The 19163-nt window shown below is 64.3% G+C and carries 11 protein-coding genes; all 11 read left to right on the forward strand.

All coding sequences use genetic code 11. The features are described from left to right. Positions 1-17: 17 nt before the first annotated feature. The 11 genes from HB634_RS02580 to HB634_RS02630 all read left to right on the forward strand — a co-directional run bounded on the left by HB634_RS02580 (position 18) and on the right by HB634_RS02630 (position 19163). Positions 18-3146 (forward strand): putative baseplate assembly protein, encoded by a 3129-nt coding sequence (locus HB634_RS02580; RefSeq protein ID WP_213947403.1) that lies wholly within the window; start codon positions 18-20, stop codon positions 3144-3146. Next, the gene (locus HB634_RS02585) at positions 3136-4251 is read left to right on the forward strand and encodes a hypothetical protein (protein ID WP_213947404.1); all 1116 of its coding nucleotides are present in this window, start codon (positions 3136-3138) and stop codon (positions 4249-4251) included. The genes HB634_RS02580 and HB634_RS02585 overlap by 11 nt, the downstream gene beginning before the upstream one ends. Beyond that, the gene (locus HB634_RS02590; RefSeq protein WP_213947405.1) at positions 4248-5246 is read left to right on the forward strand and encodes a phage tail protein; all 999 of its coding nucleotides are present in this window, start codon (positions 4248-4250) and stop codon (positions 5244-5246) included. Before HB634_RS02585 ends, HB634_RS02590 begins: the two co-directional genes overlap by 4 nt. Then, on the forward strand, positions 5243-6130 hold the full coding sequence (locus HB634_RS02595; RefSeq protein ID WP_213947406.1) for a hypothetical protein: 888 nt from the start codon (positions 5243-5245) through the stop codon (positions 6128-6130). The genes HB634_RS02590 and HB634_RS02595 overlap by 4 nt, the downstream gene beginning before the upstream one ends. Further along, positions 6123-9572, forward strand: coding sequence for a hypothetical protein (locus HB634_RS02600; RefSeq protein WP_213947407.1), 3450 nt, complete (start codon positions 6123-6125; stop codon positions 9570-9572). Before HB634_RS02595 ends, HB634_RS02600 begins: the two co-directional genes overlap by 8 nt. A gap of 4 nt (positions 9573-9576) precedes the next feature. Continuing rightward, the gene (locus HB634_RS02605) at positions 9577-10077 is read left to right on the forward strand and encodes an aspartyl/asparaginyl beta-hydroxylase domain-containing protein (protein ID WP_063572804.1); all 501 of its coding nucleotides are present in this window, start codon (positions 9577-9579) and stop codon (positions 10075-10077) included. Further along, a complete protein-coding gene (locus HB634_RS02610) occupies positions 10074-12236 on the forward strand; it encodes an ATP-binding protein (protein ID WP_213947408.1) in 2163 nt (720 codons plus the stop codon). Before HB634_RS02605 ends, HB634_RS02610 begins: the two co-directional genes overlap by 4 nt. 58 nt (positions 12237-12294) lie before the next feature. Next, positions 12295-14673, forward strand: a complete 2379-nt coding sequence (locus HB634_RS02615; protein ID WP_213947409.1) for a DUF4157 domain-containing protein — start codon at positions 12295-12297, stop codon at positions 14671-14673. 18 nt (positions 14674-14691) lie between these two features. After that, complete coding sequence (locus HB634_RS02620; protein ID WP_213947410.1) at positions 14692-15876, forward strand: DUF4157 domain-containing protein; 1185 nt, start codon at positions 14692-14694, stop codon at positions 15874-15876. Continuing rightward, the gene (locus tag HB634_RS02625; protein ID WP_213947411.1) at positions 15873-17726 is read left to right on the forward strand and encodes a hypothetical protein; all 1854 of its coding nucleotides are present in this window, start codon (positions 15873-15875) and stop codon (positions 17724-17726) included. Before HB634_RS02620 ends, HB634_RS02625 begins: the two co-directional genes overlap by 4 nt. A 138-nt stretch (positions 17727-17864) precedes the next feature. Then, positions 17865-19163, forward strand: a complete 1299-nt coding sequence (locus HB634_RS02630; RefSeq protein WP_213947731.1) for an ABC transporter permease — start codon at positions 17865-17867, stop codon at positions 19161-19163.

A 19163-nucleotide genomic window follows, 5' to 3' on the forward strand; every position in this document is an offset into this window, starting at 1 on the left:
AGCAAATCCGAAACGTTATGAGCGATCCCGCCGCCAACCCCACGCTCGACTTCCGCAGCGCCGACGCCTTCTACCAGCAGACGCTGGAGCTCGCGCGTGCGTACGTGCCGGAGTGGACATCCGTGTGGATGGCGCAGGAGCCGGATGCACAGCAAGTCAACGACGACCCCGGGCTGGCCTTGCTGAAACTGTTCGCCCTCCTGGCGCGCTACATCGGCCAGATGGAGAACCAGATTCCCAACCAGCGGCGACTGGATTTCTTCCGCTTCCTCGGCCTGCAACTGCGTCCACCTCTGGCTGCGCAGGCGTCGCTGAGCTTCGTGTTGCAGCCTCGGCAGGGATCGTTCGACCTGCCCATCGATAGCGCGGTGCTGGACGCTCCCACGCAGACGATTCGCTTTCAGACCGACCGCGCACTCACGGTGATGCCGGCCACACTCAGCGCGTTGCTCACCATCGTTCCGGCGCAGGACCGCTACATCAGCGTATTCGACGGCCTGGCCGCCGGACGTTCGATGCCACTGTTCCTGGCCGGTGAGGACGAGGCGCTGGAACTGCCGCTGACGCACTGGTTCACGCTCGGCGATTCAACGCTGTTCAAGCCCGATCCCTCCCTGCAGCGCATCACGGTGGATATCGCCGGCCAGCGGCTACGCGCGGAGTATTTCGAGCGCTGGGCCGACGGCGCACTGCATCCGCTAGCCGCTACGGTGAATGTGTCCGAAGGCGGTATGCAGCTGAGCGCGACCATCCTCCAGCCGCCGACGGCTGGCCCGCTCACGGTGACGCAACTGGAAGCCGGCCTCTACGTCGCCGACGGACGTAGCACCGGCTTCACCGCCGATCCGCGCGCCGAAGACCAGCCGCCGCATTACTGGCTACTGACACAGCCTGCACCGCTGGTGCGCGTGGTCGGCGCCATTGCCGAGCAGCTGCCGGTGATCACCAGCCTGCGCTGCACCCTGGCCGGTGACGGCATACCGCCCGAGCAGGCCGCATCGGGACCGGCGTCCTCGGGCGCCGTACAGGTCAACATCCGCAACGGCGCATATCCCTTCGGGCAGACGCCGGAGGTGGAAGACGGTTTCTATGTTCGTAGCGATGCATTGTTCGCGCGCCAGGGCGCGGAAATCTGCCTGAACTTCGCGCTCAGCGAGGTGGCCACCGACTACCCGGTCACCCTGGTCTGGCAATTCTGGGACGGCTCGACCTGGCAGGCACTCAACGGGACGCCAGCGCAGGTAGCGTCCTACGGCTTCGTCGACACCACTGCCGCGTTGCGCCACGGGAATCCGAATGGCCCGACCTGCGTGCGCTTCCTGTGTCCGGACATCCAGCCCACCACGGTGGCCGGCAACGAAGGGCGCTGGATCCGCGTGGTTATCGCCAGCGGCGGCTACGGCGACATCGGCGGCATCACGACCCAGGGCGTGGCGGCGACCATCGACGCGATTCCCGGCGAGATCCTGCCGGCGGCGAAGAAAGCGGAGGTGATCGACTACCTCACCAGCAAGGAGGGCGTGAACTTCTCCTACACCTACACACCCAGCAGCTACGCCCCGCCGTACATCCAGTCGCTGACGCTGAGCTACACCTACGTGGCCACGCCAAACAGCCTGTGGTCGTACAACGCGTTCGCGTTGAGTCGCTTCCTGTTCCGGCCCTATAAGCCGGTGGCAGGGCGCTACAGCGTCTGCCACCTGGGATTCTCGCCGGAGGACTTCGTTCGCGCGACCGCCGGCGGCACGCTGACGCTGTATTTCCATCTGGTGCGGGAACGGGGGGAAGCCGGTCCGGCGCTGCCGTGGTCGTACTACGACGGTCACGCCTGGCAACCCTTGCCGGTCGACGACGGCACGGCTGGGCTGACCCGCTCGGGCATCGTCAGCTTCGTGCTGCCGGACAACCTGCGGCCAGCGACGCTGTACTCGCAGTCGGCGTGCTGGCTGCGCATCGAGAATCCACGGCCGCGGCAGGACATCCGTGTGTACGGCGTCTATCCCAACACCGTGATGGCCGGCAATCGCACGACCGTGCTGGAGGAAATCCTCGGATCCAGCAACGAGCAGCCGCTACAGACCTTCCAGATCGCCCACGCGCCGGTGCTGGTCGATGTGGCGCTGGACGTCGCCGAACCCGCAGGCATGCAGCCCGACCCGGGCGCCGCTGGCGAGGAGTTGGCACTCACGGTGACACCGTCCTCGACCACGGCCGGCGCCGACACCGTGTTGCGACGCTGGCAAAAGGTGCCGACCTTCAGCTTCAGCGGGCCAACCTCGCGCGTGTACACGCTGGATACGGCCACCGGCATCGTGACGTTCGGTGACGGGCAGAACGGCATGATCCCGCCGCGCGGTTACAACAACATCATCGTCACGCGTTACGAGTACACGCAGGGGCTGGACGGCAATGTCGACGCCGGCCTGCTCACGGTATTGCGACCCGGCTATGACGCCATCGCCAGCGTGAGCAACCACGCCGCGGCGCAGGGCGGCGTGAACGGCGACACAGTGAACGACCTCTCGGCTACCGCACCCCCGCAGGTAAAAGCGAACGACCGCGCTGTGCAACTGGCCGACCTGGACACACTCGCGCGTGTCGCCAGTCCCGCCGTGAGCCGTGCCCGTGCGGTCGAAACCGGCGACGGACGCATCGAGGTCAGCGTGTTGGCGTTATCGCGAGCCTCGCGCCCCTATGCACCGCCGGCACTGCTGGACGAAGTGGCGGCGTATCTGGGCGCGCGCAGCCTGGCGTCGCTCGCTCCGCGAATCCGCTGCCGCGAGCCACACTACGTACCGATCGACGTGGTCGCGCAGGTCGTGACGAACGTGTCACCGGACCAGCGCAACGCCTTGCAGCAGGACCTGGCGCGGCAGTTGGAAGCCTTCCTGCAGCCCGTGTTCGGTGGCCCGGCAGGGCAGGGCTGGGAATTCGGCCAGACCGTGCAGTCGGCGCAAATCGCTCACAGGCTGCGCGAGGATCCACGGGTGAATGGCATCGCCGGCCTGTCGGTGAACGGACGGCAATACGGCAACGTGACACTCGCACCCCATGAGATACCCGTGTTCGGGAGTGCCGGCGTACTTGCCTATGCGGCGCCGGCGACCACGGTCGCAGCACTGGCGGGGGCTGGCGATGGCGTTTGAGCTGCCGAACCTCGACACGCGCGACAGCGCTGCCTTGCAGGCGGAGCTGATCCGGCGCATTCCGCAATTCACCACGCAGTGGACGGATTTCAACGCGTCCGATCCGGGCATCACGCTGCTGCAGACGTTGTGCTGGATTGGCGAATCGTTGCTCTACCAGGCCAACGCCATTCCGCTGCTGGCCAGGCAGAACTACCTGCGTCAGGCGCTGGGCCTGGCCTTCTCCGACAACGTCACGCCGTACAGTCAGGCGGCCGTGCTGGATAACGACGACGCTTTCGAAGCCCTGCGCCAGATGCTCGCGAAAGTGGAAGCGGGCACGCCGTTCACCGGTGCCGACCTGCAGCGTGCGGTGCTGGGCTATCGCGACGAGCCGTACCTGGCGTTGACGCTGGATGACGTGCAGGCGCTCGCGCTGCAAGCCAACCGCATGATCGAGGCCAACTGGGAGAAGAGCAAGCGTGCGCCACCGACGCCGCTGCAGGTCAGGCGCGCCGATGCGCTGGCGCGTGGCGAAGCGACCCAGCTCTACGTGCTGGGCGATGCGAGCTGGGCCTATCGTCTCCCGCCCAACGGAAACATGACGGTGCCGGATGCCCACGGCTGGTGGCGGCGTGTCCTCATGCGCGATCCGCCCACCGCCAAGGCGGCTGTCGATGCGGCGACGGCAGAAAGCGTGCTGTTGAGCAACGTGCGCCAGTACATCGCGCCGCGCGTGCTGCTGGGTAACCGCGTCAACGTGTGGGCCGCGCAGCTGACGTCGATCAACCTGTACGTCGAGCTGCGCTGCCCACCGAACGTATTGCCCCTGGTCGTGCTCGACGCGGTGCTGTCGACGCTGTTCGCTTACTTCCAGCCGGATGGCTGGGTGTACAACGAGGCACCGGTGGCCGAGAGCGTGCAGCTGCTGATCGAAAGCGTGCCCGGCGTGGCCGCACTGACATCGCTTACGCTTGACTACACGCCGACGGCGCGCCTGCCGGAGTACGCGCAGCTGGGTGTCAACGCGTTGCTCGCTGACCTACCACCGGGCTCGCCTGGCCCGTTCTACCGTGGCCTGCCGCAGCTGCGCTGTGTCGAGTTGCGCGCCAGGGTCGCGCCATGAACCAGCCTGCACCGATGCCGCCTTCGAGCTACCTGCGATACCTGCCGGCCGTATTCGCGCGAACCGACGACGACTTTCTCGCGCACTACCTGCTGATCTTCGAGAAGCTGCTCACCGGTCTGGCTGACACCACACTGGATGGACGCAAGGGCATCCAGGACCTCCTCAGCGCAGACGTGATCGGTAACCTTTTCTACAGCCGCTTCAGTTTTCTGTTCCCGCCGGGCGACGAAACCTTCATTCCGCCGATTTCTGGCTTGCCACCGGCAAAGGGCACGGCGATCCTCGAACGGTTCGACAGCTATATCGGCGTGCCCGAGATCGGTAGCGCACTCGACGGGCATATCGATTCACCGCTGTATTCGAGTGATGCGCTAGCCGCTTTCAACGCGTGGCTGGACGAGTTCCTCGCCTGGCTGGGTGGCTGGGTGGACCTGCCTCTGGATAGCACCTGGGACCTGGACAAGAAGCGCAACGTGATCGCCCAGAGCATGGCGTTGTACCGCCTGCGCGGCACGCCGCAAGGCCTGGGCATGCTGCTGAACCTGCTGCTCGACCTTCCGCTGCAGCAGGTGAGCTGCGTAAAGCCATCGGGCACCACCGATCCGGTCTATGGCACCGTGACCGTCAACGTACTCCATCCTGCGCCGCCACCGATCCTGCTCAAAGACGACGCCTCGCAGCCCGGTAGCTTCGTGCTGCGCTGTGCCTACCAGCCGGGTATGCCGCTGGTTTCCGGCTACGCGCCATGGCTGTTCGTGGTGCAAGTGGTGTTGCCGGCGTATGGCAACGCGAAACTCGTGCCCGATGCCACCGGCATCCAGCAGATACAGGCGCTGCTCGCGCAGATCACCACCGTGCTCGATGCCCAGCGGCCGGCAGCGACACGCTACCAGTTGCAGATCCTCGGCGCCTCGGCACTGCGCGCGGATGCGATCTATCAACCAGTACTCAACTCCAACGCCCTCCTGGGCACGCAGACATCACCCCCATGAATCAGACCAGCCCGCCATCCCCGCAAGCGATTACCGTCCAGCCGGCGGGCGTCTCCGTGCCCCCGCCGACTCCCGTGATCGCAGCGAACGTGGCCTATTCGGTGGTCTACACCGACGGCACATTCCTCACCTCCGCGCTAATGAACGAAGCGCAGTCGTACCTCGTCAACTGGATGCAACTGCAGAACCAGCTGCTCTACACGCCGGGGGTGCTCAATGGCATGGTGGTGAGCAACCCGAGCGGTAACAGCCTCGCGGTGAGCGGCGGCGCGGGCTTCGACGATCTGGGCCATTTCGTGGTCCTGCCGGATAACAGCGGCGCGGCAACGGTGCCGACCACCGCGGCCAATCCCTGTTACGTGGGTATCTCCTTTCCCACCACGGCGCAGCCGGTGTCCGGGCAGACCAACGTGCAGAACATGGCCGGCGTGCTCACCGTGGCCGACACGCTCGGGGGTTTGCCTGCGCATAGCCTGCTGCTGGCGGAGATCGCCATGGCCAACGGCGGGATCACCGGCGTGACCGACCAGCGCATGCCGGTGACCAGCCGGCTGCCGGCCAATCTCGGTGCCGCGGCGGTGATGCCGCAGGCATTGCGCGCCGAGGGCGCGAGGACGATGCAGGGCAGGGTGATGGTGCCGTCCGGCGCGCTGCGCCGTCAGGGCGACAGCGTCGCCGTGACGGTGCCTTACAGCGCGCATCGGGCGCCGGGACCGACTTTCCCCGAGCCGCCGCGGGTCATGGTCACCGTGCAAGGCACGTTGCCGTATGCCACGGCGATCAGCGACATCAGCGGAAACGAGTTCACATTGACCCTGACCGCGGTGCTCGCCCCGCTGCCAGATGGCGCGCCTATTGCCGTGGAGTGGATCGCATATGTCTGATCAGGGCCGGCCACCGATCAAGCGCAACAACTACTTCACCGGCGAGTCGTTGCTTACCGCCGATTTCACGTGCGAGCAGCAGTACAACATGGAGATGCTCGCACTGGTCAACAGCAGCCTGCACACCTGGGGCATCGCCAGCGGGCTGGAGGTGAGCTGGCAGGCAAGCCAGGCCAACCAGGTACGGATCACCGCTGGCATGGCGATCGACCGCCTTGGCCGCCAGATCGTGTTGACCGAGCCGCAGGTGGTTCGCGTGGAAGGCACCGGGGACAACGCGTTCGTCTACCTGGTGATCCGCTACCACGAGGTGTACAGCGACCTGACCGACGATAGCGGTGTCATGGGCTACAAGCGTGTGGTGCAGCAGCCGCTGCTGACCTGCACGCCGACGCTTCGGGATCCGGGCATCGACATCGTGCTGGCCGTCGTCAACCTTACTTCGCAGGATGCCGTCAACGCCCTGACCTTCAAGCAGGGTCGCCATGAACGACGCTACGTCGGCTCGCGTCTGGGCATGGTGGATCTGGTCACCGAAGGTGCGGGTATCGATGGCAGTGCCGCCGTGTCCGTCGCCGCGTTGCCCGGCGTGCGCCTTCGTGCAAAGCGCGAGGACAGCGGGCTGGACGACTACCTCAGCGTGGAGACCGCGCGCGCGCAGTTCGACGGCATGCTCGCTACCCGCGGCAACGTGGGCGTAGGCGTGGACCAGCCGCAGGCGAACCTGCAGGTCGAGCGCATCGTGACCGAGGGCGTCGGCAGCATCACCACCAAAGGGCGGCTGCTGAGGTTCGAGCACGCGATCCACCCGCCGCTGCGCCCGGGCGACCTGGTGATCCCCACCTTGCCGGCGGGTGCGGCGGTACTCACTCCGCAACAGGCGGTGATCGGCGGCGCCACCAGCGATCCGGCGCAGTTCCAGATGGTGCAGGCCTTCCAGCAAGACCTCCTGGTGCCGGCGCGCTTCCGCTACGTGCGCGCCACACTGGTCAGCTTCTCCGCCACCGGCACGGTGGGCGAGCTGCTCAACATCGGCATCGACGGCAGCGTGGGAATGGGCGTGCGGGCCGGCGCGCAGACCGGCGCGACCGGTGTCTCCGCGCTGACGATAACGCCGGATCGCCGTGTCGGCATCGCGCTCAACGGCGACGCCGTACCGCGCGTGACGCTGGACGTGAACGGCGATGTCATGGCCGGCGCCTTGACCTGCAGTGACGCTGTCGTAGCGAAATCGTTCGAGGGCAACGGCAGCAAACTGCGGAACCTGCCGATCCTCAGCTACTGGACCAAGCAGGACCCGTCCTCGCCGTACAGTGGGATCTACTACGACACTGGCAACGTCGGCGTACAGATGCGCGATACACCGGCGTCGCTGAGCGTGGGTACAGGCCAGAGCTTCATCGGTTCGGGACTGGTTTCCGCCATGCCGTCCGACTCGAATAGCGGGATCAAGGGCGCCGACGGCGTCGCCTACGTGACTCTCACCGGCACGCAGACCGCCTTCGTCGACGAGGTGCAGGTGGGAGATGCCATTCGCCTGGGCGAGCTTCTCAAGCAGTACCGGCAGGTCCGGACGGTGGTTTCGAACGAGCAGTTGGAACTGACCGAACAGTTTCCCAGCATTGTCCGGGCCTCCTCCTTTAAGTACCTGCCTGCCGGGAGCGCCGGACTACCGGGAGCGGCACAGCTGGTCCAGACCGCCGCACCCACGCCGCCGGATGGCAACGACGGCAGCGGCACCATCAGCAGCAGTGGCACCACGCTTACCGGCGTCAAGACCGCGTTTCTGACGGAGCTGCGAGAAGGCGACTGGATCCTGATTCCGGAGTTCCGGCCATCGACCATGGAGGGCTACCAGGACCAGTGGTTGGTCAGCAAGGTGACGGACGACCGCACGCTGGTGGTCATCGACTCGACGGGGCACGGTGTGCCCGCCAACGTATCGGCGTTCCTGGTGGCGCCAGCGCTGCTCGCCGTGATGCAAAGCAATAGTGTCGCATCCGACAAACCGCCACCGCCGGCGATGCTCGTGGCCAACAATCGGCAGGACATGTCCAAGGACAGCAAGAAGGCGCCGAACACGGTCGCCATCAACGTACCATTCTCGAAGCTCGATGCCCGTTATGCGCTGCAGGTGGATGGCAACGTGAGCTTCCAGGGTGGCGGCAGCTTCGGCGACCTGACGGCGAAGACCGTCACTGTCACTGACTGGATCAAGATCGCCGGCGCGGGCGACGGCGGCAACGTGCTCACGGCCGGTTCGACCTTGGGACCGCCGCTGCTGACGGTGACGCAGACCAACGTGGTGGTCGGCGCCGGCAAGGGCGCCAGTCCGCTGGAAGTGGGCGGCGACGCGCACGCCACCGGCAACATCGTGTCCGATAAGGAGCTGCAGGGCGTCAGCGCGTCGCTCAGTGGTACCGTGACGAGCAAGGCGCTGGCCGCGACATCGATGAACGTGGGCGGTGTGCAGGTCGACGACAAGGGCGGCGTCACGCTGTTCGGCGCACGCCAGCCGATCACCTTCACCAAGAACCAGGCAAGCGGCATCGCCGCGACCGATGGCTTCATCCAGGCCACGATCGGCACCTTCTCAAGCGACTTCAGCGCGAACTTCGCCGGCCTGGTCAGCTGTACCGTACAGAACGGTGCCACCGTTACCGGCGTCACCTATGCCTCGGCCAACACCACCAAGGAAGTGATCAAAACCAAGAAAGGCACGAATACGTATTACCTCCCGCTGTTCGGCAACATCTGCATGCCGGTGCGCAAGGGCGAGCAATGGACGCTGGTGTACCTGGCGGAAACGATATTCAAGCCGGCAGCCGACATCGTCGCCTTCTGGATGCCGCTGGGGCCCGGCCTGACGCAGGCCCCGCTGCCGTCGGCACCGACGGGACCGGATCTTGCCGAGGTGGCCAGGCAGTTCGAGGTGCTTCGCCAGCGCGCGCTAAGCGGAAGCCTGGTCCCGCCGGCCTCGTTGGAAGCCATACAGAAGGCGATCGACCAGCGCGTCGGCGATCTGGCCCGTGTGCTCGGCGACGCCACCGGCATGCCGCCCGACGAAGAAGCGCGCACCGCCTTCGTGCGGCAGTTGGGCGCGCTGGCCTGCTCGGCCGCCCTGCCGGTACCCGATGGTCACCGGGTGGACCAGCCGCGCATCGACGGCGTGATCGATACCTTCGCTACGCTGACCGGCCGCACCTTCACGCCGGCGCAGCGCGCGATGCTGGAAGAGGCCATCCGTGCACTGGAATCGGTCAACGACAGCGACGAAGCCCGGCACGATGCGAAGACGATCAGCGACAACATCCGACTGTTCCTGCGCACGCTGCAAGAGGTGACGGGGCTGACCTTCGACGCCACCCGGATGCGCCTGCTGACCCGGGCGCTTGCGCGTCTGGTCGGCAACGGCTCGCAGGAACCGGTGCAGGAGCAGTGACGCCATGTTCTATCCGGACCATGTCTTGCCTGCCACCGCGTTATTGCGCGAACACTGGCGCCTTATCCGCGACGAATGTCTCGCACTGCCATCGTCGGATTTCGTCGCATGGCCGGAGGTGGAGCTCTACAACCACGGCTGGGACATCTATGGGATGGTCGCACAGCGCCGACGCCTGCTGGAGAACTGTGTCTTCTGCCCGCAGACCGCCGACCTGCTGCGGTCGCTGGACGGCGTGGTCAACGCGGGATTCTCGCGGCTCGCACCCGGGACGCGCATCCTGCCGCACGTCGGTTACCGGCACGCGAACGTGCGTTATCACCTGGCGCTGCAGGCCGACGGCGATTGCCATCTCCGGGTCGGCGAGGAGAGCCGGCCGTGGCGGGAAGGGCATAGCCTGCTGTTTGAAGACATGGCCACGCACGAGGCGTGGAATCACGGCAGCCAGACGCGCATCGTCCTGCTGGTGGATTTCGACCGGACCTTGCTGAGGGACGAGACATGAGCCTGCCGCCGGGACCGGCCGACGACAACGCCGTCTTCCTGGAAGGCTTGTGCCGCTACGCCGACCTGCTGATCGACCGCGCGGTGTCGCGCCGCGAAGCGGCTGCGGCGGCCGCGGCGACGGGCCACCTTGCAGTACGCCAGCGTGTGCTGCGCGAGCAGTTTTCGATGGCCATGGATGTCGAAGTCACCGCCCTGTGGGAGGCGTTGCAAGCGACGATGGAGGATCTGCTCGACAGCGACCGCTTCGTGCCTTGGGTGCATCTGGTGCAAATGTTGTCGTTGGGGCCGCTGGAACAGCAGGTGATGCTGGTGGCACTGCTGCCCGATCTCGATGACGCTTATCGCGGGATGCTGGCTGAACTGGCCGAGGGAGAGCGTGTGGCTGAGGGCTGGCTGCCGCTCTCCGCGCTGTCCTACTTGCTGGACGATCCCTCGCAGGCGCACACGGTTCTTCTTGCCGACAATGCCTTACGCCGGTGGAATGTTCTGGAACGGGAACCGCGCTCCGACGTGTCGCGCTTGCGCGGCGGATTCCGCCTCGATGTGGCGCTGTCCGGCTATTTGTGCGCCCGCGCCGTGCCGCAGTTGCAGCTCTACGAAACGTTGCGCGAACTGGACCCGGTGGCCTCGCTGGACGAGCTATCGCTCGAGCCGGCAGTGCGAGAGCAGGCCCAGCGTTTCGTCGACCGCTGTGGTGGGGATGCTCCCGAAGACATGTCCTTCGTCTTGCAGCTTCAAGGACCCGATGGTCACGCACTGGAACAGCTCTGCTCGGCCATCTTCCTGTCGATGCGCATGGCCTGCGCCGAACTGGATGGCGCCCAACTTGTCGTCCACGCGGGCGATGGCCGCGCGGCAGTGCTCGAACGTGTGCGCCTGCTGTGCCGCAATGCCATGTTGTGCAACCGCGTACTGGTGCTGACCCAGTGCCAACGCCTCAGCGGCGATGCGGCCGACGAGGAATCCCGCGCCCTGTTCGCTGCGGTGTTCGACACGTTGCTGGAAAGCCAGCGCTATGTCGTGGCGATCAATGCGCCTTCACGGCTGGTGTCGGAACGCGCACATCGCTACACCGCGCATCCCGTAGTGCCGGTGCTGATCCAACTGGCCATGCCCACCGCCGCCGGGCGCCGCCGTACATGGGAGCAGGGCGCCACGCGCCACGGGCTGTCCTTACCGGACGATCTGCTGGATCGCCTGGCCGGCACCTATCTGTTTACCGAAACCCAGATCGAGTCCGCACTGAAGGAACTGGAAAGCCGCCGTCTGCTCGACGGCGACGCACCGCTGAACCGGCTGCTGCTGGACGTGTGTCGCGACGCCAGTGTCAGCGAGCAGTTCAGCGTCGCCGAGGAAGTGAAGACGCGCTACCGTCTGGAGGACATCGTGCTGCCGGCAACCACGCGCGCCTGGCTGGAGGAACTGCTGCAGTACGCGCGCAACCGCCACCAGGTCGTCGAGCAATGGGGTTTCGACGGCCACCAGGCCAACAGTCGCAACCTGTGTGTGCTGTTCTACGGGCCGTCCGGCACCGGCAAGACCATGGCCGCCTCGGTGATCGCCAATGAACTCAACCTGGGTCTGTACCGCGTCGACTTGTCGAGCGTGCTGAGCAAGTACATCGGCGAGACGGAAAAGCACCTCGCGCAGCTGTTCGACCAGGCCGAGTCGGGCAACCTCGTGCTGTGCTTCGACGAGGCAGAGAGCCTGTTCGCCAAGCGTACCGAGATGCACGACGCGCACGACCGCTACGCTAACCTGCAGACCGGTTACCTGCTGCAGCGGATCGAGACCTATCCCGGCATCGTGGTGCTCTCGACCAACCTGCTCGGCAATATCGACAAGGCGTTTACGCGTCGCTTCAAGTTCATCATCGAATATCCGTTTCCCGCCGCGGCGCAGCGCCGTGAGCTGTGGCGCAAGGCGTTTCCGGCCGACGCCCCGCTGGCCGACGACATCGACCTGGACCTGCTTGCCGAACGCGCGCCATTGAGCGGCGGCAACATCGGTAACATCGTCCTGCGCGCGGCGTTTTACGCGGCTGGGGAGGGCCATGCGATCGGTATGGCGGACCTGCTCAAGGCGGTGGAGCGGGAGTACGACAAGCTGGGCAAGGTGTTTGCGCCCGGGGAGTTCTCGTGGGGGGAGGACGATTGACGTGTTTACCAGGTCGCCGCCCAAGCCAGACGTAGCTTCCGCGGAACAAACCCCGCCCATGCAGCGGGCGGCATCTGCGCTCGCCCCGATGGGCGACCTTCACTACGCGCAGCGTGGACCGGCGCTTCCTGCCGCCAACCGCACCGGACTGCCGGACCGCCTGAAGTCAGGCGTGGAGGCGCTCTCTGGTATCAATCTCGATGCGGTCCGGGTGCACTACAACTCGCCGCAGCCGGCCAGGTTGCAAGCCCACGCCTATACCCAGGGCAACGAGATCCATCTCGCACCGGGGCAGGAAAAGCACCTTCCGCATGAAACCTGGCATGTGGTGCAGCAAACCCAGGGGCGCGTCAGGGCCACGCTGCAACTGAAAGGCACGCATATCAATGACGACACGTCACTTGAAAGCGAAGCCGACGTCATGGGAGCACGTGCACTGCATACACCGGCCGGGCGGGGCACGCGTACAACGGTAGCTACAGCAGGCATGGCGAGCTGCATCCAGCGGGAAGCCGAGCTTCCCCGGGTCCTGACGCTGGAGCTCATCATTAAGTTCCTGCGGAAGGTGATTGCCAAATCAGGCGAAGTATCCGTTCGCGACCAGAAACGGATTTCCGAGTTCGTGGCGAAGCTGAGGTTCAGCCGAAATCGCACGTTGATGCCGATATATCACGAGCTTTGCGGTCAGGCACAGTTTGCAGAAGGCGGCCCGATCCACAAAAAGTTCTACGGGAGCGAGAAAAAGCCCGAAGCCCCGTCCAGGAAACGGGCCAGGCCCGAAGAAAGCTCGGTCCAGGAAAACGAGTTCAGCGGTGATGAATCCGAGTTGTCAGACAACGATCTCGATATCGAAGCGCTCTACAAGACACAGCCCAGCCTGTACCAGCAGGCGGTAGACCATTCGGACGCCAAGCGGGTCAAGGGTGTCATCAATCCAAGAAACACCAACATGCTGGCCTTCCACGATCGGTCGCTGGTCCCTTCATCCATCAATGGGATGCCCAACACCAAGGCCACACGCAAAAGCAAACGCAGGCTAGCGGTCAAACTCAAAAACGGTTCGGGCAACCTGCGGGCCAAACAGGAGCGGGTGTTGTTCGGAAGTCACTTAAGGCAAGGTGGAAGAGGCACATTCAATAGCAGCATCGAGACGCTCAAGCGCCGCAGCCAGAATGACGAGCTGGGTTCTGCCGCTGTCAAGCGACTGGTGACCACACGACGCGCGGGCTTCTCTATTGCCGATACCGATACCCATGCCGAGCAATCGTTGCTGAGATCCGAAGCCTGGGACGCGATGAAGGCGCGCGTTGTCAAGGAGATCAAGGCATCCACATCGTCCACCGACGTGCCCAAGGTGGAGGAACGCAGCAATGCGATCCTGCTGACGTTCGTGCTGAACCGCTCATCGTGCCGTGGCTGCGGTCTGGCGCTTTCGCTGGCCCTGATCGAATTCTGGGAACAGCTGGGTGTCGCCTTGGGCGACAAGCTCACCTGGCGAGAGATCAAGAAGAAGTACGCCGGCCGCGCGCGCTTCGTCGTACGGTTCCCCACCATCTACAAGTACGACCGCGAAAACAAAGGTGACTTCGGCAATCTCAGGGAAGTGCTGGCCAGTCTGCAGGATGCAGGTTGGGAAATCGCGCCCATTCTGCCGGACATTACCGGCGGCCTGGAAAGTTACAACAAACTGGTCGAGATACTGAAAGAACTGAAGGCCTACCCCGGCGAGGCGGATCTCAAGTACTTCCTGGCCGGCGGTGCGCCCAAGAAAGCCACCGGTAGTCTCAGTCCGGGTTTGGGCTCGAGTCCGGGCTTGCGTCCGGGGCTCGGCCTCACCGCTCCGGTGCCAGTGCTGGTGCCGCTGCCGCTTCCACAGCCGCCAGCAAGCGGCCATCGCGTCGCTCAAGAATTGCTACGTGCCTATCTGACCAGCCTTGACGCGGCCTGGGCTCAACCGTTCAATCTGGCGCCCCAGGTTGGGACTGGCGGCGGTACCGGCAATGTCGGCGTCTTAGCCCACCAGGTCATCGCCCATAATCCCCGTGACGTCCTCCCGCAGCCGATAGGACGCGTCGAGGAGGCGGAGATGCTGGCCCGGCACGGGTTGCGCCCGCACGTCAACACGGGCAGGGGTGCACTCTGCCTTATCTACTCGACACTTATGGGCCTGACCGGGCAAAGCGAGGACGAGGTCGCGCCCATGGTCAACTATGTCGCTCAACAGGTCGGCATCACCGAAGGCTGGTTCGATGTCGGCAGCCCCCTCGCGATCCGCATCGTCGCCGAGATAGAACGCATCTACGCCACCCCGATCGATCTGGTGGTCGTGCAACTGGGTAACGCCTCGACCATCTCCGCCCGTGGCGGGAACGCCGGTGGGCATCTCGTGGTGCTCCGACAGACGGCTGGCCACTATGACGCGTATGTTCCCCGATAGGCCCCGGCTGGCGGTAACATGATCCAGTCATACGATCCGATGCGTTCCCATGCACGGCGACGTCTTGCCGAGGCCGCGCCGGCGCAGCGCAAAGTCTCGCCTGCCATAGCGGCACCTGATACCGGCATGCACTATGCACGCGCCGGCGGGCACGCGTTGCCATCCGGACTACGCACCGGCATCGAATCGCTCTCTGGCCTGGACATGGGTGGCGTGCGCGTGCACTACGGTTCACCGCTGCCGGCCCGGCTCAATGCGCTGGCCTATGCGCAGGGCAGTGACATCCATCTCGCTCGCGGCCAGGAACAGCACCTTCCGCACGAGGCGTGGCATGTGGTGCAGCAGGTGCAGGGCAGGGTCCGCGCCAACACCCGCGTGGAAGGGGTCGGCGTAAACGACGACGCTTCGCTCGAGCGCGAGGCGGACCGGATGGGCTCGCAGGCCATGCAGATGAGACGCGCCGACGCGGGTACCTCGCAGCCCACGCCATCCCGGTCGGGCCCCGCCGTCGCACAGCTGACGGTGAAGAAGCAGAAGGCCGGCCGCTGGTATTCCGACTACGACCCGTACACGACCTTTACCACCAAGGCGGCGGCTACCGTCCACGACAAGGCGCTGAGGAACCAGGGCGTCACGAAGAGGCGCCACTTCCGCGTACCTACGCTGTACACCCATACCCACACCAAGCCGCACAACAGGCTCACCCGCGCCCTTCAAGGCCCGCACGTCGTGGCACACCGCCTGACCCTGCAGGCACTGCAAAGCGCCGGAACGCTCGGCGATATCCAGTCCATCTTCGACGACCAGGTGCTCAGGCCCAGGCACGTGGACGAACTGATCGACGACGAAGCCCCGCCCAGCGGCTACAACACGCAGCTGTCGCCGCGCATCACACGTTACCTGGCCACCTATAGGAGGATCTACAAGCGCCTCAAGGGACAGATCACGGGCAATAGCACCGACCTGATTCGCGCCAAGCACCGCCTCAACAAGCTGCTCAACCTCGATCCCTATGCCACCTATGGCTGGAAATCGTTGACGAAGGCGAGCAAGAAATCATTGGCAAGCAAAGGAGAGAACGTGGTCAACCCCACCTTCAATCAACTGGTCGACACGCCATCGTCGGCTTCGATCAGAAACGCTGACGCGCAAGATTCCTTCCTGCAGGCGCGAGAGCAGCTGTTTGACGATCACTTCCCGTGAATGAAGCGCCTACCAACGCACCGCCGCGTACGCGCGTTTCCTCCGGCGCCGTCCGTCCGCCTGTGCCGCCGCGCGCGGATGCGCGACTGCACGGCATGGTTGGCATGGGGGAACTGCATTACGCAAGGGCGGCGCGCCCACGCGCGTCAGTTCCCGAAGGCGTGGTCATTCAGCGCGTGCGGGCGGTGAAGGACCAGGAATGGGCCAAGCTCGACCCCATCGATGCGGCGCTCGAACACTTCGACGACGTGCTCAGCCATAGCTCGTCGATTCCCCCGCGGCTGCCGCGCGAATTCTTTGCTCTCTTCGCCCAGGCTGAAGAGATCTACCACGCGATCTACGAAAGCGGCGAGGTGCAGGAAGAAGGCAGCATTGCGAACCTGGAGGAGCAGGTCGGGCAGTTGGAAGGCATGATGAACGTCGCCAAGCGCCAGGCTGCCAAGGATCGTGCAGCACAGGCGCGCGGCGGTGATCGACCGCCTTCGCGGTCGTCGCCCTATATGCCCGAAAGCGTCAGGTCCCGCGCGATGGAAAGCGCACAGACTCTGAACGTGCGACTGGACGGCCTTAACCAGTACCAGCACAACCTGGCCCTGCTTCTCCACCATCCCCGCGCGGTGTACTACGTGATGGGCAAGAGCGCGATGGGGCAGGGCGACACGGCCTTCGTGGTGCGTGCAGTCAGTATGCTCAACCGCCTGGGATTGCGGGCGGTCGGCGTCAAGCCGGCGAAAGAGATGCACAGCGGCGGCACCTCGTTCAGCACGACCCCATTCATCACGCCGGAGAAGATGCGCGACGACGCCACGGCCGGCGATTTCATCATCGAAGGCCCGTTGTCCGATCCCGTACTGCCGCCTGTGAATTCGGGCATCGATCCTTCGACGGTCTCCACCGAGTTCGATGCCATGGGTGGTTTTGTCGCCGACAAGGCCGGGATCCATAACCTGCGGCTCTATGAGTACGGCACGCTGGCATATCGCGGTGGCCAGGCCATGCAGAGCGACAGCAGCAGCAACGTCGTCCATCATGCCGATAATCCCCGTCATGGCTTCATGGGCATGGGACACGGTGAGATGGGCGCCTTCTACAATGCTGGCGATACGCGCGTGGCGCAGCCGCTGGACAAGGTGCTTGCCTCGCATGCAAAGGACAGTGTCGCCACTGAGCAGTTGCTCGGACTGCTCACCCGATACGCCGATGCCGAGGTTTATCTAGGTTATGCCAACCAACGCGCCGCCGTTGCCGGCTGGGTCACCGCCGTCAGCGCGATCGCCGGGGAGCGAGGCAAGCCAGCCATTGTCGTGGGCATCTACGGCGAACTGCGCCACGCCGATCGCAAGCCTATTTCAGGAGCCGATACGCTCTACGTGCGCAGCAAGGGCGACTCCGCCGGCCTTAAACAGAACGCCGAGATGGTGCGAGGCCCTGGAGCCAAATGCATCGCTGTGATCGCCGATGGCGTACCCGCGCCCGTGATGGCTGCGCTGCAGAAGCGCGCCATGCCATTCACCTTGAGCACGGGCAATTATTCACTATCCGAAGCCGTGGAGAACGGGCACTTCCCCGTCTACGAAACACTGATCTTCAATCCCGGTGTGCAGAGCGCCTTTCAGTTCCAGGTCGCCAACGGGCTAGCGAAGCTTGAGTTGACCGCGACTGCCTTCGGTAAGGCGGCGCTCGCCCTGAGCAGTGCCTCGCCCGAATCGCTGCCGAAGATGACGAAGGAGATCCATGCCGTGCTGGCTCATCCCCACGAGATCCGCTTGCTGATGGGGGTGATTCGCGCGCAGACGGATATCAAGGAGAACTTTGTGGCCCGGCTGGCTGGTCTTCTGCCACATCACTAGACGGTCGACCCTGGCAGTTATATGTCCGAGTGTCCGCCGTGCCATGTCCGCGGACACATGATGGGCCGTGTAGATCGGCGCGAGCGGGAGTTGGTGTGGTTCTTGCTTGTTGCCTCCGATCGTCACCACGGGGCTTTCATGCTTGTCTACCATTTCAAACTAGGGCTTCGGAGCCTTCGCCGAAACCCATTGCTTACCGTGCTGATGGTGATAACGATCGGAATTGGCGTCGCGTCGTCCATGACGACCTATGCGGTATTTCTTGCCACCTCGAAGGATCCTATTCCGGACAAGTCATCGCAGTTGTTTATCCCGCAGATCGATAGCTGGGGAGAATCCGCGAGCGCGGAAGACGATGGCGAACCACCGGACATGATGACTTACACCGATGCCATGGCATTGATTCGGGATCATCGAGCCAGATTCCAGACCGCGCTTTATCCCATCGACGTTTCGATCATGCCGACCCATAAGTCGCGGTTGCCTCTTCAGGTGAGTACCTACGCAACATATGCCGATACGTTTCCCATGTTCCAGATATCTTTCCTTTTCGGGAGCGGTTGGTCTTCAGCAGACGACCAGGCACACGCTGCCGTAGCGGTAATAAGCCGGTCTCTCAATGACAAATTATTCGATGGCGTGAATAGTGTGGGGCAAGACATCGTGCTGAATCACCAAAGCTATCGAATCGTCGGGGTGAGGGATAACTGGAATCCACAGCCGCTCTTCTACGATGTAAAAATGCTCGGTGCGTTTGGTGAGTCGGCTCAGGTATTCGTTCCCTTTACTCGTGCCATCGATTCCCGGATTCCCACCGCGGGCGCCAACCTGTGTAAGACAAGCTCCGATAGCGGATGGGACGCGTGGCTTGGATCTGATTGCACATGGATCTGGTATTGGGCCGAATTGCCCGACAAGAAGAGCATGACGGAGTATCGCGACTATCTCGATGGCTACGCGGCGGAGCAAAAGCGAGCGGGGCGCTTCCACTGGGCGCCGAACACCCGTCTTCGCAATGTGATGCAATGGCTCGACTACAAGCATGTAGTGCCTGCGGAGTCGAGGATTTCTCTTTTGATTTCCGCGGGATTTCTGCTCATATGCCTGGTTAACACGGTGGGCCTCTTACTGGCCAAGTTCATGCGACGCGCACCGGAAATCGCGGTTCGCCGGGCGCTTGGCGCACCTCGCAAGGCGATTCACGAGCAGTTCCTGATCGAAGCAGGTACCGTCGGTCTGGCCGGAGGGATGCTTGGACTGTTGCTGACAGGTGCCGGCATGTTCGGGGTGGGCCTGGTGTTCGAGCCGTCCATTGCCCGACTGGCCACGCTCAATGCATCGCTGGTTGCACTGACCTTCTGCGTTGCCGTATCCGCGACCGTTCTGGCGGCAATCTATCCTGCCTGGCGCGCAGCTTCAGTAAAGCCCACCTGGTAA

The organism is Luteibacter sp. dw_328 (assembly GCF_018449605.1).
Lineage (GTDB): Bacteria > Pseudomonadota > Gammaproteobacteria > Xanthomonadales > Rhodanobacteraceae > Luteibacter.

What these genes read in the sequence shown, in the direction of transcription:
- HB634_RS02580 (WP_213947403.1), top strand. Translation starts at nt 18, where the DNA reads ATGAGCGATCCCGCCGCCAACCCCACGCTCGACTTCCGCAGCGCCGAC.
- HB634_RS02585 (WP_213947404.1), top strand. Translation starts at nt 3,136, where the DNA reads ATGGCGTTTGAGCTGCCGAACCTCGACACGCGCGACAGCGCTGCCTTG.
- HB634_RS02590 (WP_213947405.1), top strand. Translation starts at nt 4,248, where the DNA reads ATGAACCAGCCTGCACCGATGCCGCCTTCGAGCTACCTGCGATACCTG.
- HB634_RS02595 (WP_213947406.1), top strand. Translation starts at nt 5,243, where the DNA reads ATGAATCAGACCAGCCCGCCATCCCCGCAAGCGATTACCGTCCAGCCG.
- HB634_RS02600 (WP_213947407.1), top strand. Translation starts at nt 6,123, where the DNA reads ATGTCTGATCAGGGCCGGCCACCGATCAAGCGCAACAACTACTTCACC.
- HB634_RS02605 (WP_063572804.1), top strand. Translation starts at nt 9,577, where the DNA reads ATGTTCTATCCGGACCATGTCTTGCCTGCCACCGCGTTATTGCGCGAA.
- HB634_RS02610 (WP_213947408.1), top strand. Translation starts at nt 10,074, where the DNA reads ATGAGCCTGCCGCCGGGACCGGCCGACGACAACGCCGTCTTCCTGGAA.
- HB634_RS02615 (WP_213947409.1), top strand. Translation starts at nt 12,295, where the DNA reads ATGCAGCGGGCGGCATCTGCGCTCGCCCCGATGGGCGACCTTCACTAC.
- HB634_RS02620 (WP_213947410.1), top strand. Translation starts at nt 14,692, where the DNA reads ATGATCCAGTCATACGATCCGATGCGTTCCCATGCACGGCGACGTCTT.
- HB634_RS02630 (WP_213947731.1), top strand. Translation starts at nt 17,865, where the DNA reads ATGCTTGTCTACCATTTCAAACTAGGGCTTCGGAGCCTTCGCCGAAAC.